Genomic DNA, 21,188 nt, shown 5'->3' with positions numbered 1-21,188 from the left:
GCAACACCCTGCATGGCACGGGAATGTCTGTTCCCGGGAACTTGGCCGGTGTATCGTGGCTCCCACAGGCAAGCATGGATCTTCCATCTGCAGGAGCACCAACCAATGAACAACACCTCCAACACCCGCCGCTGGGCCATCGCCGCCTTGGTGGCCACCGCCGCCGTGCTGACTGGCTGTGCCAGCGGCCCGCGCCAGATCAACTCCAGTGTGCAAAGCTACTCCAGCATGGGCGGCATCAACTTGCCCGCCACCTACCGCATGGAGCTGCTGCCCTCGCAAAGCCAGCAGCAAAGCTTTGCCAAGGTGGAAGCCGCCGCCGAAAAGGCCTTGCAGCGCGTGGGCCTGACGCGGGACCCACGCCCTGACCTGGCACGCCTGGTGGTGCAAGTCGGTGCCAACGCCTCCCAGGGCCGCGCCTACCACCCGGCGTATGACAACTGGTTCTACGGCCCCCGCTTTGGTTTTGGCATGGGCTTTGGGGGACCGCGCATGGGCATGGGGCTGGGCTGGATGGACACGCCACCCATGGTCTATTACCGGGGCGTCAAATTGGTGCTGCGTGACCAGCAGACCCAGAAAATCGTCTACGAAACCTCGGCCACCTACGACGAAGTCTGGATGGACGACAACGTGATCTGGAACATTCTGTTTGACGCAGCGCTGACCGACTTCCCCCACCCACCCCAGGGCGACCGCACCGTCAGCACCACACTCACGCCGAAGGCCAAGCCCGCAGCACCGGCCGCAGACGCCGCTGTGCCCGCCAGTGCGCCAGCCAGCACCACACCGGCTACGCGCTAAACCACCGCGCAGCGCGCGCATGCGCCGCAGCCCCCGGCCACTTCGGTGGCCTTTTTTGTGCCCGCTGCCGCGCGCACCAGGTGCGGTGCACGCCATGCATCCCATCAAAATCAGAAGCTGCCTGCATAGGCTACATCAGCGTTAGCAGCCAAAAAGCTTTAAATTTTTGCAAGCAGCCACCGTGGTGGGGCGATTTTTGCAAATCACTACATTTGCCCACACGCTGCACCGCACCAGCCGTGCTACCTTGTGCGCCTTGCACCGCAGAAGGAGTTGGTAATGAAACATTGGATGAAGACCGCAGCGCTGGCCGCTGCCCTGTGCAGCACCACCTGGGGCGCCCACGCCGCCAGCTGGGGCGATACCTTGCGCGAGCAGGCATCGCAGCTGGGCGCAGGCAGCAGCGCCACGGCCAACAGCAGCACAGGCAGCTCGGCACTGGGTGGTCTGCTGGGCAACAGCGGCAGCGCAGCCAGTGGTTTGCTGTCATCGCTGGGCGTTCCCGCATCCGGCACGGCCAGCAATGCCGCAGGCGTGCTGACCTATTGCATGAAGAACAACTACCTGAACCCCAACAAGGCCGAGCAGGTCAAAGAACAGCTGCTGGGCAAACTGGGTCTGGGCACCCAAAAGCAGGAAGCCCCCAAGGATGAGGGCTATCTGAACGGCCTGACCGGCATGATCACGGGCGGCAACGGCCAGAGCTTTAGCATGGACAAGCTCAAGGGCGACCTGAAAGAAAAGGCCTGCGACTTTGTGCTGGACAACGCCAAATCGCTGCTTTGATCTCAAAAAACAGAGCTGCCAGCGCAAGCTGCATCAGCCCTGAATGGCAAAAAGGCTTGCAACATGGTTGCAAGCCTTTTTTGTATCCGGAGCCAGCCTAGCTGCCCTCAGGCCTCAGGCCACCAGGCGCCATCCTGGCGCACCATGCGCGGGCAGTCGAAGGCGCCAACCACGGGAATGGCGCTGCCATCGCTGCGCAGCAGCTTGTGCTGCCATTGCGTGCCCTGGCGCATGGCCACGGCAATCGCGCTGATGTGTGCGCCGCAGCGCTGCAGCAGTTGCAGGCCCGAGACCATGGTGGTTCCGGAGCTGACGGCATCGTCCACCACCAGCACGCGCTGGCCCGCCAGCAGCGGCAGCTGGTTGGGGTCCACATACAGCAGCTTGCCCTTGCCCGGCGTAGTGATGGAGCTGACGGGCTCAGACAGCGCTTCCCGGTACCAGTACTTGCGCGAATAGCCCAGTGGCACATAACGGCGGTGGCCCAGTGCCTTGGCCACCAGCGGCGCAAAGGCCAGGCCCAACGTAGGCAGACCGACGATCACATCAAAATCATACGCCTTGGCCGCTTGCGCCATGTGCAGCGCCAGCGTGTCCACCACGTCCATCGACGCCTGGTTGGCAATCAGCGAGGCGACGCAGCGCTCCGGCGCACTGCCGTCGGCCGTGGGCATGCCGCGCAGCGGCAGCACCAGATAGCGTCCATCCGGTAGGCGCGCGGGGTAGCTGCGCGCATACGGCGGCTGAGTGGACTGGGTCAGCTCGGCTTCAGTGACGATGTCCTGCCAGTAGGCAGTGGTGGCATCAAAGCCGGGCAGGTTCTGGCCGGAGAGGTCAATGGCGTTCATGCGCGGGCCTTCAGGTAGCGCTGGGCCAGTTGTACCCAGTAGCTGGCCGTGACCGGCAGCAGGTTGTCGTTGAAGTCGTAGGCGGCGTTGTGCACCATGCAGCCACCTTCGCCCATGCCATTGCCCACGATGAAGTAGTTGCCGGGCACCTCGTTGAGCATGATGGCGAAGTCATCGCTGGCTTGCAGCGGCTGCAGATCAGGAATCAGCCAGGCGTCGCCCAGAAACTCCCGGGCGACGCCCACGGCAAAGTCGGTGGCGACCGGGTCATTCATCACAGGGGGATAACGCCAGATGTAATTCACCTCGGCCGTGGCGCGGTGCACCGCCGCCTGGGCGTGTGCCATGGCGGTAATGCGCTCGCGCAGCAGCGCGCGCACCTCGGGGCAGCGCGCACGAATGGTCAGGCGCAGCTCGCAAGTCTCGGGGATCACATTGGGCGCATCGCCCGCATGGATGGCACCGATGGTGACCACGGCCATGTCGTTGGGGTCCACCTCGCGCGAGCGGATGGTCTGCAGCGCCAGCACCAGGTGTGAGGCCACCACGATCGGGTCCACCGCCACATGCGGCATGGCCCCGTGGCCGCCCTTGCCGCGAATGGTGATGATGGCCGTGTCCGAGCTGGAATACATCACCCCGGCGCGAAAGCCAAAGTGCCCAGCGGGGTAGCCCGGCTCGTTGTGGAAGGCGTACAGCGCATCGCACGGAAAGCGCTCAAACAAGCCTTGCTCCACCATCTTCTTGGCACCGCCATGGCCTTCTTCTGCGGGCTGAAAAATCAGGTGCAGCGTGCCTTGCAACGTTGCTTGGCGATCAGCCAGCACCTTGGCGGCCGTCAGCAGCGTGGCTGTGTGGCCATCATGCCCGCAGGCGTGCATCTTGCCCGCATGCTGGCTGGCGTAAGGCAGGCCCGTGGCCTCCAGAATGGGTAGCGCATCCATGTCGGCGCGCAGGCCCAGCCGGGGGCCGTCGCCGCAGCGCAGCGTGCCCACCACGCCGGTATCACCCAGCCCACGGTGCACTTCAAAGCCCCAGGCGGTCAGCCGCTCGGCCACGGTGTCACCGGTGCGGTGTTCCTCGTAGGCCAGCTCGGGGTGGGCATGCAGATCATGGCGCAGGCGCAGCATCTCGGCCGCCACGGCCGCCACTTCGGGCAGCACGGGCAGGTCCAGCGGCGCATGCACCGGGTTCAGCGGGGCGGGCAGTGGCATGGCTTATTCCTGCTCAATCTTGGCCAATTGCACGATGGCCGTGTAGCTGGCCTTTTCCTGCTTCAGGAACTGGGCAAAGTCGCCCAGCGTGCGTTGGCCCGGTGTGGCGCCACCGTCTTTGAGGCGCTGCTGCACATCGGGCAGTTGCAGCACGGCGCTTAGCTCCTTGGCCAGGCGCTGTACCACCGCGTCGGGTGTGCCCTTGGGGGCCAGCAGACCGGTCCAGGTGTTGATCTCCAGACCCTTGAGCACCGGGGTTTCCGAGAAGGTGGGTACGTTGGCAATCGCATCAATGCGCTGGGCCGAGGTCACGCCCAGCGCGTGCAGCTTGCCCTGGTGCACCAAAGGCGTGGCACTGGTGGTGACCATATAGCCGGTGTCCACCTGGCCGCCCATCACATCGTTGGTGATCTGCGCACCGCCCCGGTAGGGCACGTGCACCATCTGCACACCGGCGCGCTCTTGCACCATTTCCATAGCCAAGTGCAGCACCGTGCCCACACCCGAGGTGCCGTAGGTCACCTTGCCGGGCTGGGCCTTGGCCAGTGCAATCAGCTCTTGCATGTTCTTGGCAGGCAGACCGGGGCGCGCCATCAGTACTACGGGGGCAATGCTGACCAGGCCAATGGGGGCCAGATCCTGCTCAGCGTTGTACTTGACGGCTTTGTTGACCAGCTGCGCCACGCTCACCGGGCCATCAAAGCCCATGACCAGGGTGTAACCGTCGGGTTTAGCGGCAATCGCCTTGCTCACGCCCAGCACACCACCGGCGCCGGGTACGTTGTCGATGACCACGGTCTGGCCCAGGCGCTCGGACAGCTTCTGCCCAATCAGGCGCGACTGGAAGTCCACATTGCCACCGGCGCTGAAGGGCACGATCAGGTTGATGGGCTTGAGCTTGGGCCAGGCATCATCGGCCGCCCAGGCGGTCGAGGCCATGGCCACAGAAGCGAGGGCCACCGCAGCGGTGGAAATCAAAGTGCGTCGAAGCATGGTGAGGAGCAGGTAAAAAGCCAGAATTCGCAGGTTGCCGCATGCCGCCTGCACGGGTTTACCCTCGAATTGTGGCACGCTCCCTGCGCGGCGGCCTCCGCAGAAACCACATCGTGCAGCCCGCCCCAGGCAGGTTCTGCACCACCCTCACCTTCTCAAAAAAATAGCTGTCAGCGCTGATTCAGCAAGGGCTAGAAGGCAATAAGGATCAAAAATCCGCTCACCCTCTGCAGCCCTGTGCTCACCCGGCTGCTAGCGGGGGCAACAACAGCGTTTGCGCCTGCCGCTGGGCGCTGGGCGCTGGCGCGATCAGCTACCACGGTCATGGGAAAGCCATACATCTTGCGTACGGTCTGCAGGCGGCTCTCCAGCAATTCGGCCAGCGCCGCGTCGTCGGTGATGTACAGATAGCCGCGGCAATGCTGGCGCAGGTCGGCCTTGCGCTGCTTGATCCAGACCACAGAGCGTTTCTCATCTGCGTGTGGCTCGTCATCGTGGTCATGGCTGGGCGGAATCCAGGCCATCACAAACGGTTGCTGCAGCGCCAAGATGGCATCCAGCGAATCCAGAATGCGCGTGACACGGTCACTCTCGCTCAGCTCTGGAAAACGGCCATACATCAGTGGCCATTCGCTGGCATCAAACAGCTGCGTATCGAGACCGGCAATCGGCAAGGTGGGGGAAACGGGGGGATTCATGGGATCTCCTTGATTATTGTGAAAGGCAGCGACTGCCCAACAGGCAGCGCTGCACCAGGTCATCGGTGGGGCTCACACCACGTGCGGCGAACGGCGCAGCGTCCACAGCAGCCAGGCACTGGACAGCAGCAGCGCCACCAAGCCCAGGCCATAGAAGGCCTGCCAGGCCAGCAGTGCCACCAGCTTGCCCGCCAGCACCGAGGTGACCATGCCTGCCAGGCGCGTGCCGCAAAACAGCACGGCGTAATTGGTGGCGGCCTGCGGCCCTTCGGACCAGCGCAGGATGAGGGCGGAATACACCACCATCAACCCGCCCACCACGGCCGCTATGCCCACGGTGGCCACCACCGCCAGCGCCTGGGCGTGCTGTGCATGGCCCAGCATCAGACCCAGCACACACAGAGCGCCGGTTGCCGTCAGCGCCCACAAGGCGCCCTTGTGGCCCAGCCAGCGAATCAGCGGTGTTGCCAGCACGGCAATGGCCAGCAGCGCCAGTGGCTGCAAGGTGCCCACCAGCCAAGCAATGCGCTCCATGGGAACGCCGATGTCCACCAGCATCACCCGGTTGAGCGCGCTGAGCGGGAAGATCACGCCCGCAGCCACCACCAGCACCAGCAGGTACTGGCGCATCTGGGGCTGGCGCAAGCAGGCAAACCACTGCGTGGGCATGCGTTGCTGCAGGGCTTGCTGCACCGCATGGGCGCGCTCATGCCCCACCAAACCGAGGATGGGCAGCAAAGACAGCAGCATGAACGCCGCCACCAGCCAGAACGTGGTCTGCCAGCCCAGCTGTGCCAGTGCCGCCACCAGCACCCCGCCGCCAAGCATGCCGCCCAGCGCCAGTGCCGCCAGCTTCATCGATGCCGCCAGGGGCTTGCTGTGCGCGGGCGTCAGCTCCACGGCCAGCGCATCCAGCGCCAGATCCATGGTGGCGGCTGCCACCGCCACCACCAGCCCCACGCCAAACAGCAGGCCCAGCGGCGCATCGCCCAATCCCGCAATAGCGATCAGTGCCAGCACGGCCACGGCTTGCGCCAGCACAATCCAGGCGATGCGTGGCGACAGCCACGGCAGGCGCAGGCGATCTACCAGCGGCGCCCACAGAAAGGACAGGCCAATCGGCAGGTACAGCGCAAACGTCCAAGCGATGGTGTCCATCGACATGCCGCGTGCCCGCAGGATGGGGGGCAGGCCGCCCTGCAACAGCCCGGCCATCACGCCAAAACCGACATACAGCAGGCCAATGGCCAGGAGCACCCGGCGGTGATGGGGCGTGGCCCCCAGTTGCTTACCAGCCATACTTCAGCGTCGCCAAGAAGGTACGGCCTTGACCGTAGTTGCAGAAGTCTGCGCCATTGCAGGTGAAGTAGGTCTTGTTGGTCAGGTTGGTGAAGTTCAGCAGCAAGGAAGCACCACGCAGCGAGCTGTCCAGGTGCTGCAGGTCATAGCGCAGCATGGCATCCATCAGCGTGTAACCCGGAATCTTCTGGGTGTTGCTGGCGTCCGCATAGGCGTGGCCCACGTGGCGCACGCCAGCGCCCACTGTCCAGCCTGCCAGGGCGCCCTCGGTCAGCTTGTAGTCGGCCCACAGCGTGGTGGTCTGTTTGGCCACGGTGATCGGACGCTTGCCCAGGTCGACCCCGTTGCTGCGTGTGATCTCCGGGTCAATCCAGCTGGCACCACCAATGATGTTCAGGTGCTTGATGGGGCTAAAGCGCGCCTCCAGCTCAATGCCCCGCGAGTTGACCTCCCCTGTCTGCACGCGCGCCATGGGGTGCGTGGAAGTGGGGTCCTGTGTCAGCACGTCTTGCTGGGTCAGGTCAAACAGCGCGGCGGTGAACAAGGCGTCCTGCCCCACAGGCTGGTACTTCACCCCCACTTCGACCTGCTTGCCCGTGGTGGGCTTGAACGGTGCACCAAAGGAGTTGGCCATCACCGACGGGTCAAACGACGTGGCGTAGCTGGCGTAAGGAGCCACGCCGCTGTCAAAGTTGTGCATCAGGGCGGCACGCCAGGTGGCTTTGCTCAGCGTCTGATCGGTGTACGTCTTGGTCAGCTGGTTGTCGTTGGTGGTGTGTATGCGGTCAAACCGCCCGCCCAGCGTCAGGCCCCAGCGGCCCCACTTGATCTGGTCTTGCAGGTACACCCCTGTCAGCTGCTGCTTGCGATCCGGGCTGGTGCTGGCCGCAGGCAAGGTGATGGGCTGCTGGTAATTCGGTGCCAGCCAGTCCAGTGTGGGCGCTGCGCCGTAGCCCTGGGTTTGCTCCCAGCGGTCACGCTGCACATCCACGCCCAGCAGCACCTGGTGCGCCAGCTCGCCGGTCTGCACTTTGCCCACCAGGTGGGTGTCAATGTTCAAAGCCTTGAGCTTTTCCTTGGACCACAGCGCATAACGGATGAGGGTGCGGTCATCGGAATGCAATTTGCTCAACCCGACCTGGTTCTGATCCAGGTCCATGTGCCAGTAACGCAGGTTCTGCTGAATGCTCCACTGTGCATTCAGCTGGTGGCTGAATTCATAACCCAGGCTCGACTGCGTGCGTTCAAACTTGTTGGTGTCGGGGGAGCCATCAAAGAAATCGCGCGGCAGACGGCCATAGCGGTTGGGCAAGATGGAGCCGCGCGATGGCAGCACGCCGTAAAAACCGCCCTTGGGGTCGTTCTGGTACAGGCCCATCACGGTCAGCTGGGTGTCGGCATTGGGTTTCCAGGTCACCGAAGGCGCAATGTACAGGCGCTCTTCTTCGGCAAACTTTACCGAGGTCTCGGACCTGCGCGCCAGCGCTGTCAACCGGTACTGCAGCGTGCCATCGGCATTCAGAGCACCAGTGCTGTCCAGGGTGGCCTGCTTGCGCTGGTTGCTGCCTACCGATACCGAGACCTCATGTGCCGACTCCGCGCTGGGGCGCTTGCTGACCAGGCTGACAATCCCACCCAGCGGGGCCTGCCCGTACATGACCGATGCCGGGCCCTTGAGCACTTCCACACGCTCCAGGTTGTGGGTGTCGACCTGCGGCACCAGGTACGAGGCACCACGCGGCAGGCGCAGGCCATCCAGCTACAGGATGGAGTCAGACACGGCACCAATGCCGCGGAAAGCCATCATGTCAAAGCGCGAGGTATCGCCCCGGATATCGGACGACAGGCCAGCGGTGTAACGCAGCGTCTGCGTCAGCTGCTGCGTGCCCTGGCTTTCGATTTGTTCTTTGGACACCACGTGGATCGACATCGGTGTCTCCATCAACGGCGTGTCGGTCTTGGTGGCACTGAGGCTGCGCTTAGCCACATAGCCCAGCACCGGGCCGTTGCCGACTTCTTCGGTGCGGCCCGCCCGCACATCCACGGTCTGCAGGGCTGCTTCACTGCCAGTGGCAGCGCCGATGGGGGCAATGGTCACCACGGCGCCATCCACCTGCGCCTGCAAGCCACTGCCGCTGAGCAGTTGCGCCAAGGCGGCCTGCGCGGTCCAACGGCCCTGCACGGCAGGTGCAGTCTTGCCGGCCACATGCTGCTGCTGCACCAGCAGCTGCATGCCGCTTTGCCGTGCCCAGAGGTTCAGCGCTTGCGCCAAAGGCTGGGCGGCCAGCTGAAAAGACTGTTCCACGCCCGCCGCAGCAGACGCCGGGGCGGTTTGCGCCAGCGCCGGGGCAGCCCCCCAGGCAAGGGCCAGCGCAACAGACAAGGGAAGCAAGGGGAATGAACGGCTGTACATGGTCTCTTTCGCAATAGAAGCTGTGGATCTATTGCGGTAGACGCGCCAGCGCGCCGATACCCTGTAGCAAAAGCGAAAAATTCTTATTTACTTTTGCAAGACGATTTCAAACCCGTCGCCATCCGCTTGTAAGCGCACCGGCAGCGCCCGGGGCAAGGCCCGGTACAAAGCCCCCACCGCCAGCGGATCGAACGTGCCGGACAGGCGCAATGCCGCCACCTGCGGCTGGTGAATGCGCAGGCCGGTGGGGCCATAGCGCTCCAACTCCGCCACCACCAGGGACAGCGGGGCATCCAGAAAGCTCACGCGCTGGCGCCGCCAGGGGGCCATGTGCTCCGCCGTGACGGCGGTGGTCGGCCCCGGCTGGCCCGATGCATCGGTGCCCAGGCTGCGGCCTGCTGTCAGCAGCACGCCCTGCTGCAAGTCATAGTCACCCGAGGGCTGCTGCGCGGCATCCAGCACGGCCACCCGCACGCGACCTTCTTCCACAGCCACCTGCACGCCCTCCTGCCCCGCCATATGGGGCGTGTAGCGCACCGCAAACCGCGTACCGACCACGGTGACACGCGTGGCCCCGGCCAGCACATGAAAGGGGCGCCCGTCATGCGTCACCTCAAACATGGCCTGCCCTTGCAGCAGTTGCACCTCGCGGCGCTGGCGGTAAAAGCGCACCTCCAGCTGCGTGTCCGTATCCATGGCCACGGTGGAGCCATCGCCCAGCGTCACGTTTTGCATGCGCCCGCGTTCGGTGCGCAAGGCGTGCACCGACAGCGGCTGTGCCTGCCAGTGCTGCCAGGCCACAAAGCCCACGCCGCCTGCCGCCACGCTGGCCAGTGCCGAAGCGGCAGGCCAGAGCAAAAACTTGCGCCGTGCTGGCGCGGGCGCTGCATGGCGGGCCTTGTCTGCGGCCAGCTGCTGGCGCATGCCCTGCAGCAGATCGGCCGGCATGGCGTCCATCTCCTGCCAGCGCTGTGCGCACTGCGCATAGCACAGGCCGTGCTGTGGGTCTTGAGCCAGCCACGCCTGAAAGGTGGATTCCGTCTCGTGCGTCCAGCCCGCATCCTGCCTGCGCACCAGCCATTGCAGCGCGGCGTCACGCAAGCGCTGCGTGTCTGGAGGGGTGGCGTCGGGGCGGTTCATACAAAGGCTCGGTTTATCAGGTTGACGGCGCTCATGCCCACAACCCTGTAATCGGGGGAACGGCTTGGCATCAGGCCCATGCTAACGCGGCTTGCTGCTGCGCCCGCGCGCGCCACGGGGTCCGTCGGCGGGGTGCCATCCAGCTCATCCATGCGCTGCCAACAGGCCTTGAGTGCAATTTGAATCTGCATCTCCACGGTTTTTACCGCAATCCCCATGCGCTGCGCCGCTTGTGCATGGCTGAGACCCTCAAACTTCACCAAAATAAAAGCTTCTCTGCAGCGGGGCGGCAAGCTGTCCACCACCTGCGCCACCTGCTCCAGGCGCTGGCGGGCGGCAAAAGCCGCCTCAGGCTCCAGCACCGACGGACCGGCTTGCGCCTCCAGCGCGTCATCGGGGTCATCCCCCTGTGGCACCAGCACACCGCTGGCCGTGTCTGTGCGGCGGTAGCGGTCAATCAGCAGATTGCGGGCCGTGCGGTACAGCAGCGCGCGCGGATCGCGCACCTGCGTGCCGGACCGCTCTGCGGCATACACCCGCGTGAAGCTCTCCTGCACCAAGTCGCAGGCCACATCGCGGTCGCGCACTTTCTGGGCAAGAAAGTTCAGCAGTTCTCGGTAATAGCGCTCGAACACAGAAGGGCCGTTGCAGGAATAGGAAGGCCTGCGCCACCGTGCACGGGGCCAAGCCCGGGGGGTGTGCAGCATCACCTCACAAATGATAATAAATCTCATTATCTACGCATTCACGCCACTTTGCGTGGTCCAGCGGGCTGCGGCACCGGCAAGCAGTCGCTGCGCGCACTTCATCTGCTCCACGAAAACCATAGCTACCATCCCTTGCAGCGCCTGCGTCAGCAGGCAAAAACCCTCTCAAACACCTGCATCCATCAGGGCCATCACCCGCACCACGTGCCCCGCCCCACGGCGCGCAGGCGCTACATTCACGCCCTATGTTTGCGCTGCGCTCCCCCTCTTTGCTGCCGGTACTGGCCCTTTGGGGCTCCATCGTTTTTCTGTGTACCGGCACTTCCTGGGCCAAGCATGCGCTGTTCCCGCACATCAGTGCGCAAGGCACGACGGCGCTGCGCCTGGGCTTTGCGGCCTTGCTGATGCTGCTGTTCTGGCGCCCTTGGCGCACCCCGCTGGCACGGCACGAGCTGCACCACATTGCCATCTATGGCGCCACCTTGGGCGGCATGTGTTTGGCTTTTTATCTCTCGCTGCGCACGCTGCCATTTGGCATTGCGGTGGCCATTGAATTTGCTGGGCCACTCACTGTGGCCGTCTTGTCCTCGCGCCGTGCGCTCGACTTTGTGTGGATTGCCTTGGCCGTGTGTGGGCTGGCCCTGCTGCTGCCGCTGGGCCACGACATGCGCACGCTCGACCCCACCGGCATGGCTTGGGCCGCACTGGGCGCCACCGGCTGGGCTTCGTACATTCACTTTGGCCAACGCGTGGGCCACCTGCCCGTGCGCATCACTGCACCGCTGGGCGCTGCAGTTGCGGCCTTGGTGGTGGTGCCTGTGGGTGTGGCACACGCAGGTAGCGCACTGCTCTCCGCCCCGATTTTGCTGACCGGCCTGGGCGTGGCCTTGATCTCCAGCGCCATCCCGATTTCGCTGGAACTGTTTGCCCTCAAGCACCTGCCGAAAAACGTGTTTGGCACCATGACCAGCATGGAGCCCGCCGTGGCCGCCCTGCTGGCGCTGCTGTTTTTGGGTGAGGTACTCAGCTGGAGCCAGTGCCTGGCGATTGGCCTGATCATGTTGGCCTCCATGGGCTGCGCAGCCACCGCGCGGCACCGCCAAGCCAAAGCGGCACGTCCCGCCAGTGCTGCAGCGATCTCGCAAAAGGCATAGCTGCCAGCGCAGCATCCATCAGCGCTAGCAGCCTCAAACATCACTATCCCTAACGCTGCGCCCCGGCCTGCAGCAAGATCGCCTCGATGGCGGCATAGCCGCGCTGGCGGGCATGCTGCAGCGGCGTGGTGCCTTGCGCATCGGCCAGGTGCACATCAGCGTTGGCGTTCACCAAGTCCTGCACGATCTGCACATGCCGCGCACCGCCATCGCTCAGCACAATCGCTTCCATCAAGGCGGTCCAGTGCAGCTGGTTGATGTGGTTCACATCCACCCCAGCGGCAATCAGCAGCTGCACGGTTTCTACATGCCCGCGCTCGGCCGCCGGAATGAGCGCCGTGCCGCCATAGCGGTTGAGGCTTTGCAGATCGGCACCGTGCGCGAGCGTCATCTTCAAAATCTCGTTGTGTCCGCGTGCCCCGGCATACAGGTAGGGGCTGTCTTGGATGTGGTCTTGGGCATTCACATCCGCCCCCGCCTCAATCAATATGCGCGCCACTTCCACGTGGTTGTGGTGCGTGGCCACCAGCAACGGTGTGGCCCCGGTGGCATCCCGCGCGGCGTGGTTGGCACCTTGTTGCAGCAACGCACGCACCTGTGCAGCGTCACCCTGGGCTGCGGCTTGTTGCAAGGCTTGATCGGCGGCCCCCTTGGGCGCACTGTGGGCGGTGGGCACAGTCATGGCAGCAATCGCTCCCCAGCAAAAAGTTCGGCGGTTCAGCGGCATAGGCAGCACTCCTTGGCCGTCATTGTGCTCAAGCTGCGCATCGCAGACATGACGCCGCCCCTGCACGCAGATGCTGCATTGCCGTCCAACGATGGGGTGCATGGCGTAGATGGCGGCAGACTCTGTATTCGCCCTTTCGCCGCGCCCTGCGCTTTAGCGCAGCGGCTGTGCCAACAAAGCGGTACACCGCTACGGCAGCCGATACTGCTCAATATCGATCACATCGTCCGACGAAAACTCAACGGTGCCCACGCCATTTTTGAACTCAATGGCGACACCCTCTCCGTTTTCCAGCCGAGTTCCACTGCCTGAACGCACCCGGTGCATGGACAAGGCGTGCTCGGAATCCACGGTCATGACGGCGGTGGCAAAGTTGTCGTAGGTGCTCAGGCGAATGGTCAAATCCATCGGCCCAGTGAACAGCAAGATCTGCGGCGCCCCCTGCGCGGCCTGCTGCGCCACATCGGGCTCAGGGTCCGACGGCACCACCGGTGCTGACGGCGCCTGCGGAGTGGCTGGCATGGGCGTGCGACCAGGCACCGGGGCCGTGACGTTGTCCTTGGAAGGATTGCAGGCGACCAGCGCCATTGCCGCCCAAGCAGCGGCTGCCAGTATTAGGTATCGCATTGCGCTCCTTCGGTGACGCGCAGCTTGCGCCGTCTTGTGCCACACAGAACCGTGATGCCCGTGTTGTAGCGCCGAAGGGCTGCTGCGCTGCATCAGCCAAGGGGGTTGGATGGTGTCGGCGTGCCACCAGCCACGTAGCGCGTTTTTTGAATGCAATATGCGTTTTGCAAGGCTCTATCTACGCCGCTTGCTATGCATATTGATTTTCTTTTTGGGGTTTGGATTGCAGAGATTGGTGCTTGGCACGGACGGTGTCAGTGACCTTCTTGTCCGCATTCCACTGGTATTCCAGCCCCCCAAAATCGTAGCTGCTTTCGCTTGCTGGATAAGCGCTAGAGGCTTATTTCGCTTGTTTTTTAGCTTCTGGTTTGGATTTGCTGGTTGAGGTCGGTTTGTCGCACCGACGGGCGAGTGGCTTTCTTGTCCACAGTCCACTGGCCTTCCAACCACGAAAAATCGTAGCTGCTTGCGCTTGCTGAATAAGCGCTAGAAGCTTATTTCGCTGTTTTTTTGGCTTCTGTTTTGGATTTGCTTGTTGAGGTCGGTTTGTCGCACCGACGGGCGAGTAACTTTCTTGTCCGCGACAAGAAAGTCACCAAAGAAGCGCGTCTGCCGACGGCTTCCGGCGGAACTCACTGCGCGCTTGCAGCGCTTCGCTCAAACAGCCGCCGGAGATTTGATTTTTATTCTTGGCACGCGCGACGCTTGCGCGCGCGTGGGTGACATTAGTGCTCTATGGCTTAGGACGGTTATCGGCCAAGAGCCGACGCTCGATAAGTAGGAGTTATCGAAAGCTATGCGCAAATTCGAGATTGACGGGTGTTTTGCACATGCTTGATGAAAACCACTAAATAAGACTGTAGGAAATGGTTCCTGCAGTCTTATAGGAGTAGCTATGCTAATCATGATCAAACACAACAATTACCCTTTTCAAAACAACGAACACGCTGTTCTTCTAGCAACTGGCGTGACACACCACATCATCCTGCTCCGCTAACTTCCATCCCACCTAGAGCGGGTTTTTTGCGCAAGATATGTATTTGTTGCAGGCCAAAGATCGCTCCATAGCCTTCATTTAAGGTACACGGACTATCCGTGGCCTAGATCGGTGTGCCAGCTATGATCTGCGGCTTGGTTCGGGCCTACATTACGTTAAGTGTCAAAAATGCCAGAACTCTCCAAAGATGTCATCGCTTTATTCTCGTTCTTGATTCCCGGTTTTCTGGTCGCGTGGATCTTCTACTCGCTAACTTCGCACCAGAAGCCATCCCAGTTTGAGCGCGTCGTACAAGCACTTTTATTCACGCTAATAGTCTCAGGACTCGTAACTGTCGAGCGGATCGCCCTCATTGCAATTGGGCACTGGTATCAACTACGCGAATGGGACCAAGATGCGGAACTGATCGCTTCCGTGCTGACAGCGACGATTTTTGGACTTCTGGCTGCGTATCTGACCAACACTGACCGATTGCATGTTTGGCTTCGAAAAGTTGGAATCTCGCGACGTAGTTCTCAACCTTCAGAATGGTGCACCGTATTCGTTGATCACGAAACCTATGTTGTCCTGGAACTGAAAGACGGCCGTAGGCTCTACGGTTGGCCAAAGGTGTGGCCATCGAACTTTGAGCGAGGTCATATTTTCATCACCTACCCATCATGGATTCACTCCGATCCACAGATCGAACTGAACACGACCGAGGGTATCCTTGTTCCAATAGCCGAAGTCGTTAACGTCGAGTTCGTCAAACGCCCTGATAGCACAACATGAACACAAGACCACCTACAACGAAGCCTGCTCCGCCACCACGCACTATCGTGCGGGATGGCGGTAATGTCATGCAAAAGCCCACGTTCGCTAAGCCACCTGCGCCTCCACCTCCGCCAGCTGTGCAGAAAAAGTGACGCCCAATCGAACCGCTCTGGCGTGACGCATCTGCGTCCCCTAACTTCTACCGATCTGCTCCAGGTAGAAGAAGATTTAAACCAACAAAAAAGGCGCTTCAAAGCGCCTTTTTTGTTGCCTGCGATAAGCAGGATTTATCGAAAGTGAGATGTCCCCTTTGGGTCGATAGCAGCCTTTGCTAGCCCCCGCGCGCGCAAGCGTCGCGCACCCATCGTGGATGTCCTTCATATTTCCGGCGGCTGTTTGAACGAAGCGACGCAGGAGCGCAGTGAGTTCCGCCGGACAAGCTCGCTGCAAGCGTCGTCTTTTCTTTCCCCGGTTTCTTTTGACGAAGCAAAAGAAATCGGGTCGCCGCCGCGCGATAAGCGGCCTCTGTCAACAACGCCACAGCAAGCGCAAAAAAATAAAAAAGTAGCTGCTAGCGCAAGCCCCATAAGCGCTACAAGCCAAAACACCCATAAACAAAAAAGGCTCACAACCCAAGCCGTGAGCCTTTCCATCCACACAAAGTTTGAAGCTAGCTTTTCAAAAGCAGCCCGCTCAATGCACGTGAGCGATGTCAGGAATCGCGCTCATCAAATCCTTGGTGTATTGGTGCTGCGGATCATCCAGCACCACCTGCGCATCGCCCACTTCCACCAGCTTTCCACGCTGCATGACGCCAATGTCGTCGCACATATGGCGGATCACCGCAAGGTTGTGGCTGATGAGCAGATAGGTCAGGCCAAACTCGTCTTGCAAGTCACGCATCAGGTTCAGCACCTGGGCCTGCACCGACACGTCCAGGGCAGAGGTCGGCTCGTCACAGATGATGAACTCCGGCTTGCTGGCCAAAGCACGCGCGACGGCGATGCGCTGGCGCTGGCCGCCGGAGAACTGGTGCGGGTACTTCTTGGCGTCGTCCGGCTTCATGCGCACGCGGCGCAAGGCTTCCTGCACGCGCTCGGCCGTCTCCTGAGGGCCGCTGGTCAGGCCCAGCACCACCAGGGGCTCGGCAATCAGCTGCTCCACCGTCCAGCGCGGGTTGAGACTCGCGTACGGGTCCTGGAAGATCATCTGAAAGCGACGGCGCATGGCCACGGTGTGGGCTGCGGGGCTCCATTTGTCGACACCATCAAACAAGATGGTGCCGCTGGTGGGCGGCGTCAGGCCCGCCACCATGCGCGCCACGGTGGATTTGCCCGAGCCCGATTCGCCCACCAAGCCAAAGGTCGTGCCTTTGCGGATATTGAAGCTCACATGGTCTGCCGCCTTGAGGATTTTTTTCTCCTCGCGCGCCAGCAGGCGGGCCAGCCAGCCGCTGGAGAGGTCATAGTCCTTGCACAGGTCTTTGACCTCCAAAAGCGGTTTAGCGCTTGCTGCGTCTGCGCTGACAGCTACGTCTTTCGGAGTCCACGGCACGGCCTTGGCGACCGGGCCACCGCCCACTTCCGGCACGGGCAGGCGCTGCACACGCTGGTGCACGCTGGGGATGGCCGCCATGAGCACCTGGGTGTAGGGGTCGCGCGGGGCGTCCAGCACCTGGCGCACGGCGCCGGTCTCCAGCACCTTGCCCTGGTACATGACCATGACGCGGTCGGCGGTCTCGGCGATCACGCCCATATCGTGCGTAATCAGCATGGCAGCGGCACCGCGCTCTTTGCAGACCTTGCGCAGCAGCGCAATGATTTGCGCCTGCACCGACACATCGAGTGCGGTGGTGGGCTCGTCGGCAATGATCAGCTCAGGCTCGGCACACAGCGCCAGGGCAATCGCCACGCGCTGGCGCATACCGCCCGAGAACTGGTGCGGGTACTGCGCCATGCGCTCTTTGGCGTGGGGAATTTCCACCTCTTCCAGCAACGCCAGGGCGCGGGCTTCGGCTTCTTTCTCGCTCACGGGCAAGTGGGTGCGAATGGTCTCTACCAAATGACGGCCCACGGTGTAGACCGGGTTCAGGCTGGTAAGCGGGTCTTGGAAGATGGTGCCAATGCGCTTGCCACGAATGCGGCGCAGGTCTTCACCGTGCAGGTTGTCGATGCGCAGACCACGCAACTCGACGGTGCCGCTGGAGATGCGCCCGGGTGCTTCGATCAGGCCCGTAACGGCGGAGCCCGTCATGGACTTGCCCGCGCCGGATTCACCGACCACGCCCAGGATTTCACCGGGCCAGATGTCAAACGAGACATCGTGCAGCACGTGCACGGGACCTTTGTAGGTATCGAACGTGACGCTCAGGTTGCGCACGCGCAGCACCGGCGCTGCAGCGCCATCACCGGCAGGCACGGGGTTAGAGGTGTCTGGGGTCATGTTCATTGCAGCTTGGGGTTCAAAGCGTCGCGCAACCAGTCACCGACGAGGTTCACGGACAGGGCCAGCGCCAGCAGCACCAGCGAAGGGAACAGCAAAATCCACCATTCGCCGGAGAACAGAAAGCTCTGGCCAATGCGAATCAGCGTGCCCAGCGAGGGCGCGGTAGGCGGCAGGCCCACGCCCAGGTACGACAGCGTGGATTCGGCCACGATGGCGTGCGCAAAGCTGATGGTGGCAATCACCAAAATGGGCGCCAGCATATTGGGCAGGATGTGCTTGGTGAGGATGGCAGTCTGGCTGCGGCCAATGAGCTGGGCAGCCAGCACATAGTCTTTTTGCTTTTCCACCATCACCGCACCACGCACGGTGCGGGCGTATTGCACCCAGTCAGACAAGCCAATCGCCACGATGATGACGAAGACCGCCATGTCGTCGCGGTAACCCTCGGGCAGCAGGCCACGGGCAATACCGAAGATCAGCAGCGCCACGAGGATGACGGGAAAAGTCAGCTGCACATCGGCAATGCGCATGAGCAGCGTGTCAAACCAGCCGCCGGCGTAGCCGGCAATCAGGCCCAGCGGCACACCGATGAGGAGCGACAGCGCCACGGCCGACACGCCCACAAACACCGACATGCGCAGGCCGTAAAGGATGGCCGAGTACACATCACGACCCTGGTCGTCCGCACCCAGTGGGTAGAAAAACTCCCCCATGCCCTGACTCCACGGCGGGGTGAAGGCATCCATCAAGTCGAGGTTGGCGGGGTCAAACGGGTTGTGCAGCGCCAGAAGTGGCGCGCAGATGGTGGCCAGCACCAGCAGCGCCAGAACAGCGGTGGCCACTTGCACCAGCCGCGACTTGGCAAACGCGCGTTTGACGGGCGAGTCGCTGGCCTTCCAGCCGGTAGGCACCGGCACGGGTTTTACAGAATCAGTCATTGCAGCCCCCTGTTATTTCTTTCGCAGGCGGGGGTCCACCAGCACATACAAAAAGTCCACCAGCAAATTGATCACCACGTAAAGCAATGCAATGAACATCAGGTAGGCAGCAATCAGGGGCACATCCACACCCTGCACCGAGGAGATGAACAGCAGGCCCACGCCCGGCCACTGGAACACGGTTTCCGTGACGATGGCAAAGGCAATCAGCGAGCCGATTTGCAAGCCCGCAATGGTGATGACGGGAATCAGCGTGTTGCGCAGCGCATGGCCAAAGTACAGGCTTTTCTCATGCAGACCACGGGCACGGCCAAAGCGGATGTAGTCGGAGCGCAAGACTTCGAGCATCTCTGCCCGCACCAGACGCATGATCAGCGTCATGTTGTAGAAGCCCAGCGTGATGGCCGGCATGATGAGCGCCGCCCAGCCAGAGCTAGTGAGGAAACCGGTTTCCCAGCCGCCGATCTTGACCGTCTCGCCACGCCCGAAGGATGGCAGCCAGCGCAGCTCGACAGCGAACAGATAAATCAGACCAATACCAATCAAAAAGGTCGGAAGCGACACCCCCACCAGCGAGACCGTCATGATGGAGCGGCTGAGCCACCCATCCTTTTTGATCGCGGTATAGACACCCAGCACCACACCAATCACCAGCGCCAGCACGGCGGCGGTCATGGCCAGCTCCAGCGTCGCAGGCAGACGTTCGGCAATCACGTCGGCCACGGGGCGCTTCAAGCGGTACGAGATACCCAGGTCCCCCTGCAACACCTTGCCCACATAGGACAGGTATTGCAGCGGTACCGGTTTGTTAAAGCCCAGTTCTTCAACCAGGGCTGTGCGTTCTTCCAGCGTGGCGTCTTCGCCCAGCAAGCTGATGGTGGGATCACCGATATGGCGAAACACCATGAAGGAAACGAGCGAGACGGCCAGCAGCACCAAGACTGACTGGCCCAGTCTGCGCAGCAGATGGACCAGCATGTTCTTACTTCGCGTTCTTGTTGATCTTCACGTCCTTGAAGTGCAGTACGTTGTCGGGGTGCACGGGAACGTTGATGGACTTGACCGAGGCAAAGTGGATGACCTGGTCATGCAGCGGGATGTACATGCGCTCTTTTTGCACCACTTGCCAGATGTCGTGGATGGTGGCATTGCGCTTGGCAGTGTCGCTCTCTGCCGACAGCGAAATGATCTTGGCATCCAGATCGGCGTTGCTGTAGTGCGTCGCGTTTTGCGCGCCACGGCCTTCCTTGCCGCGCGTGGCGATCAGGAAGTCAAAGATGTAGGCCGAGTCATAGGTCGGCACGCCCCAGCCGTACAGGTAGAAATCGCTGTCGGCGTTAACGATGGACACGCTGTGCTGCGCAATCGGGCGCGAAGACACTTCGGTCTTGATGCCCACGCGGCCCAGGAAACCAGCAATCGCCGTGCTGATGGCTTCATCGTTCACATAGCGGTCATTGGGGGTGTGCAAGGTGATGGTGAAGCCATCGGGGTAACCCGCTTCCTTCAGCAAGGCCTTGGCCTTGGCCACATCGGCCTTGGGATAGGCCGCCATGGCCTTCTCGTAACCATTCACAAACGAGGGGGCCATGATGCCCGAGGGGTTGGACAGACCACGCATGACCGAGCGCTTGATCGCATCGCGGTCAATGGCCAGTTCCATGGCTTGGCGCACCTTGGGGTCGGCCAAGGGGTTCTTGCCCTTGACGTTGCTGGACTTCAGCTCTGGCGAGCCCACGTTCAGACCCAGGAAGATGGAGCGGTTCTCAGGGCCTTCGTTGATGCGCAGCTTGCTGTCTTGCTTCAGGCGCGCCACATCTTGCGCAGGAATGTCCTGGGCAAAGTCCACTTCACCAGACAGCAATGCCGCCACGCGTGTGGCGGGCGACTTGATGGGCAGGTAGACCAGCTCGGTCACATCGCCCACTTTGCTCTTGCCCCAGTAGTTGGGGTTTTGCTTCATCACGGTCTTGCTGTCCACTTCGCGGGTAGCCAGCGTGAAAGCGCCGGTGCCATTCACCGCGCGGGTGGCACCGTTTTCAGTCTTGCTGGTGGCGTCTTGCGTGTCCAGCGCGCCATTGGCCTTGGCCCACTCTTCATTCATGATGAAGATGTTGGTCAGGTTGTTGGGGAAAATCGGGTTCGGGCCTTTGGTTTTGACCTGCACGGTCAAATCATCCACGGCCTTGATGGTTTCCACCGAAGCCAGCAGCGACTTCACCTGCGCATTCGGGCCCTTGGCGCGGTTGAGCGAGAAGACCACGTCCTTGGCGGTCAGCGCCTTGCCATCGTGAAACTTCACATTCGGGCGAATTTTGAACTCCCAGACGGTGGCGTCATTGGGCAGCAGCTTCCACTCGGTGGCCAGCAGCGGCTGCAGCTTGCCATCTGCGGTGCGGTTCAGCAGCGTTTCATACATCTGGTGCATCAGCACAAAGTTGGTGCCTGTGTTGAACACGTGGGGGTCCAGCGTGGTCACATCCGCCGAGCGCGACCAGCGCACCGTATCCGCTTGCGCGAAACCGGTAACGGACAAGCAACCAACTGCCAGCAAGGCACCAGCCAAAGTTTTCAACATCATCTGTGTCTCCTCCAAAAGAAGTAAAGGGTTATCGGTATGCCATGGACAGGCCGTGCATGGCCCT

Annotated in this window: 17 protein-coding genes and 1 pseudogene; 4 read left to right on the top strand and 14 right to left on the bottom strand. The window is 62.1% G+C overall.

Annotated features, from left to right (window positions below):
- Positions 1–105: 105 nt before the first annotated feature.
- Both AC27VO_RS01865 and AC27VO_RS01860 read left to right on the top strand, forming a co-directional pair.
- Positions 106–804: a DUF4136 domain-containing protein gene (locus tag AC27VO_RS01865; protein ID WP_488665005.1), complete on the top strand. Its 699-nt coding sequence runs from the start codon at positions 106–108 to the stop codon at positions 802–804.
- 291 nt (positions 805–1,095) lie between these two features.
- The gene (locus AC27VO_RS01860) at positions 1,096–1,590 is read left to right on the top strand and encodes a YjjA family protein (RefSeq protein WP_488665514.1); all 495 of its coding nucleotides are present in this window, start codon (positions 1,096–1,098) and stop codon (positions 1,588–1,590) included.
- Positions 1,591–1,697: 107 nt separating this feature from the next.
- Here the strand turns inward: AC27VO_RS01860 and AC27VO_RS01855 are convergent, their stop codons facing one another.
- The 8 genes and pseudogenes from AC27VO_RS01855 to AC27VO_RS01820 all read right to left on the bottom strand — a co-directional run bounded on the left by AC27VO_RS01855 (position 1,698) and on the right by AC27VO_RS01820 (position 10,830).
- Positions 1,698–2,438, bottom strand: coding sequence for a phosphoribosyltransferase (locus AC27VO_RS01855; protein ID WP_488665004.1), 741 nt, complete (start codon positions 2,436–2,438; stop codon positions 1,698–1,700).
- Complete coding sequence (locus AC27VO_RS01850; RefSeq protein WP_488665003.1) at positions 2,435–3,652, bottom strand: M20 aminoacylase family protein; 1,218 nt, start codon at positions 3,650–3,652, stop codon at positions 2,435–2,437. The genes AC27VO_RS01855 and AC27VO_RS01850 overlap by 4 nt, the downstream gene beginning before the upstream one ends.
- Before the next feature lie 3 nt (positions 3,653–3,655).
- The gene (locus tag AC27VO_RS01845) at positions 3,656–4,645 is read right to left on the bottom strand and encodes a Bug family tripartite tricarboxylate transporter substrate binding protein (RefSeq protein WP_488665002.1); all 990 of its coding nucleotides are present in this window, start codon (positions 4,643–4,645) and stop codon (positions 3,656–3,658) included.
- A 191-nt stretch (positions 4,646–4,836) separates the two neighbouring features.
- Entirely contained in the window at positions 4,837–5,343 is a 507-nt protein-coding gene (locus AC27VO_RS01840; protein WP_488665001.1) for a hypothetical protein, read from the bottom strand.
- 72 nt (positions 5,344–5,415) lie between these two features.
- Complete coding sequence (locus AC27VO_RS01835) at positions 5,416–6,642, bottom strand: MFS transporter (RefSeq protein ID WP_488665000.1); 1,227 nt, start codon at positions 6,640–6,642, stop codon at positions 5,416–5,418.
- Positions 6,632–8,875 (bottom strand): annotated as a pseudogene (locus AC27VO_RS01830) (TonB-dependent siderophore receptor). The gene AC27VO_RS01835 and the pseudogene AC27VO_RS01830 overlap by 11 nt, the downstream one beginning before the upstream one ends.
- A 267-nt stretch (positions 8,876–9,142) precedes the next feature.
- Positions 9,143–10,195, bottom strand: coding sequence for a FecR family protein (locus AC27VO_RS01825; RefSeq protein ID WP_488664999.1), 1,053 nt, complete (start codon positions 10,193–10,195; stop codon positions 9,143–9,145).
- Positions 10,192–10,830 carry an RNA polymerase sigma factor gene (locus AC27VO_RS01820; protein ID WP_488664998.1) on the bottom strand — a complete coding sequence of 213 codons (639 nt, stop codon included), beginning with the start codon at positions 10,828–10,830 and terminating at the stop codon, positions 10,192–10,194. The genes AC27VO_RS01825 and AC27VO_RS01820 overlap by 4 nt, the downstream gene beginning before the upstream one ends.
- Positions 10,831–11,147: 317 nt before the next feature.
- Here AC27VO_RS01820 and AC27VO_RS01815 point away from each other — a divergent pair, with 317 nt between their 5' ends.
- Complete coding sequence (locus AC27VO_RS01815) at positions 11,148–12,056, top strand: EamA family transporter (protein WP_488664997.1); 909 nt, start codon at positions 11,148–11,150, stop codon at positions 12,054–12,056.
- A 49-nt stretch (positions 12,057–12,105) separates the two neighbouring features.
- On the opposite strand, the gene AC27VO_RS01810 is transcribed toward AC27VO_RS01815, so the two are convergent.
- Both AC27VO_RS01810 and AC27VO_RS01805 read right to left on the bottom strand, forming a co-directional pair.
- Positions 12,106–12,738, bottom strand: a complete 633-nt coding sequence (locus tag AC27VO_RS01810; protein WP_488664996.1) for an ankyrin repeat domain-containing protein — start codon at positions 12,736–12,738, stop codon at positions 12,106–12,108.
- Positions 12,739–12,972: 234 nt separating this feature from the next.
- Entirely contained in the window at positions 12,973–13,410 is a 438-nt protein-coding gene (locus AC27VO_RS01805) for a hypothetical protein (protein ID WP_488664995.1), read from the bottom strand.
- A gap of 1,165 nt (positions 13,411–14,575) precedes the next feature.
- Between AC27VO_RS01805 and AC27VO_RS01800 the strand changes: the two genes are divergently transcribed.
- Complete coding sequence (locus tag AC27VO_RS01800; protein ID WP_488664994.1) at positions 14,576–15,178, top strand: DUF6338 family protein; 603 nt, start codon at positions 14,576–14,578, stop codon at positions 15,176–15,178.
- A 675-nt stretch (positions 15,179–15,853) separates the two neighbouring features.
- On the opposite strand, the gene AC27VO_RS01795 is transcribed toward AC27VO_RS01800, so the two are convergent.
- From AC27VO_RS01795 to AC27VO_RS01780, 4 genes are read right to left on the bottom strand one after another with little or no spacing between them, the layout of a single operon-like run.
- Positions 15,854–17,608 carry an ABC transporter ATP-binding protein gene (locus AC27VO_RS01795; protein WP_488664993.1) on the bottom strand — a complete coding sequence of 585 codons (1,755 nt, stop codon included), beginning with the start codon at positions 17,606–17,608 and terminating at the stop codon, positions 15,854–15,856.
- Complete coding sequence (locus AC27VO_RS01790; protein ID WP_488664992.1) at positions 17,605–18,543, bottom strand: ABC transporter permease; 939 nt, start codon at positions 18,541–18,543, stop codon at positions 17,605–17,607. The genes AC27VO_RS01795 and AC27VO_RS01790 overlap by 4 nt, the downstream gene beginning before the upstream one ends.
- A gap of 12 nt (positions 18,544–18,555) precedes the next feature.
- A complete protein-coding gene (locus tag AC27VO_RS01785; RefSeq protein ID WP_488664991.1) occupies positions 18,556–19,521 on the bottom strand; it encodes an ABC transporter permease in 966 nt (321 codons plus the stop codon).
- A gap of 4 nt (positions 19,522–19,525) precedes the next feature.
- A complete protein-coding gene (locus tag AC27VO_RS01780) occupies positions 19,526–21,124 on the bottom strand; it encodes an ABC transporter substrate-binding protein (RefSeq protein WP_488664990.1) in 1,599 nt (532 codons plus the stop codon).
- Positions 21,125–21,188 lie beyond the last annotated feature (64 nt).

The sequence above is a fragment of the Comamonas sp. 14P8.1.4 genome (genome assembly GCF_057799285.1).
Note: the sequence above shows the minus strand (reverse complement) of the source record. Positions and strands in the feature narration are given on the sequence as shown.

Excerpts from the sequence above, each read along its gene's own strand:
- AC27VO_RS01865 (WP_488665005.1), top strand. The coding sequence starts at position 106 with ATGAACAACACCTCCAACACCCGCCGCTGGGCCATCGCCGCCTTGGTG.
- AC27VO_RS01860 (WP_488665514.1), top strand. The coding sequence starts at position 1,096 with ATGAAGACCGCAGCGCTGGCCGCTGCCCTGTGCAGCACCACCTGGGGC.
- AC27VO_RS01855 (WP_488665004.1), bottom strand. The coding sequence starts at position 2,438 with ATGAACGCCATTGACCTCTCCGGCCAGAACCTGCCCGGCTTTGATGCC.
- AC27VO_RS01850 (WP_488665003.1), bottom strand. The coding sequence starts at position 3,652 with ATGCCACTGCCCGCCCCGCTGAACCCGGTGCATGCGCCGCTGGACCTG.
- AC27VO_RS01845 (WP_488665002.1), bottom strand. The coding sequence starts at position 4,645 with ATGCTTCGACGCACTTTGATTTCCACCGCTGCGGTGGCCCTCGCTTCT.
- AC27VO_RS01840 (WP_488665001.1), bottom strand. The coding sequence starts at position 5,343 with ATGAATCCCCCCGTTTCCCCCACCTTGCCGATTGCCGGTCTCGATACG.
- AC27VO_RS01835 (WP_488665000.1), bottom strand. The coding sequence starts at position 6,642 with ATGGCTGGTAAGCAACTGGGGGCCACGCCCCATCACCGCCGGGTGCTC.
- AC27VO_RS01825 (WP_488664999.1), bottom strand. The coding sequence starts at position 10,195 with ATGAACCGCCCCGACGCCACCCCTCCAGACACGCAGCGCTTGCGTGAC.
- AC27VO_RS01815 (WP_488664997.1), top strand. The coding sequence starts at position 11,148 with ATGTTTGCGCTGCGCTCCCCCTCTTTGCTGCCGGTACTGGCCCTTTGG.
- AC27VO_RS01810 (WP_488664996.1), bottom strand. The coding sequence starts at position 12,738 with ATGACTGTGCCCACCGCCCACAGTGCGCCCAAGGGGGCCGCCGATCAA.
- AC27VO_RS01805 (WP_488664995.1), bottom strand. The coding sequence starts at position 13,410 with ATGCGATACCTAATACTGGCAGCCGCTGCTTGGGCGGCAATGGCGCTG.
- AC27VO_RS01800 (WP_488664994.1), top strand. The coding sequence starts at position 14,576 with ATGCCAGAACTCTCCAAAGATGTCATCGCTTTATTCTCGTTCTTGATT.
- AC27VO_RS01795 (WP_488664993.1), bottom strand. The coding sequence starts at position 17,608 with ATGAACATGACCCCAGACACCTCTAACCCCGTGCCTGCCGGTGATGGC.
- AC27VO_RS01790 (WP_488664992.1), bottom strand. The coding sequence starts at position 18,543 with ATGACTGATTCTGTAAAACCCGTGCCGGTGCCTACCGGCTGGAAGGCC.
- AC27VO_RS01785 (WP_488664991.1), bottom strand. The coding sequence starts at position 19,521 with ATGCTGGTCCATCTGCTGCGCAGACTGGGCCAGTCAGTCTTGGTGCTG.
- AC27VO_RS01780 (WP_488664990.1), bottom strand. The coding sequence starts at position 21,124 with ATGATGTTGAAAACTTTGGCTGGTGCCTTGCTGGCAGTTGGTTGCTTG.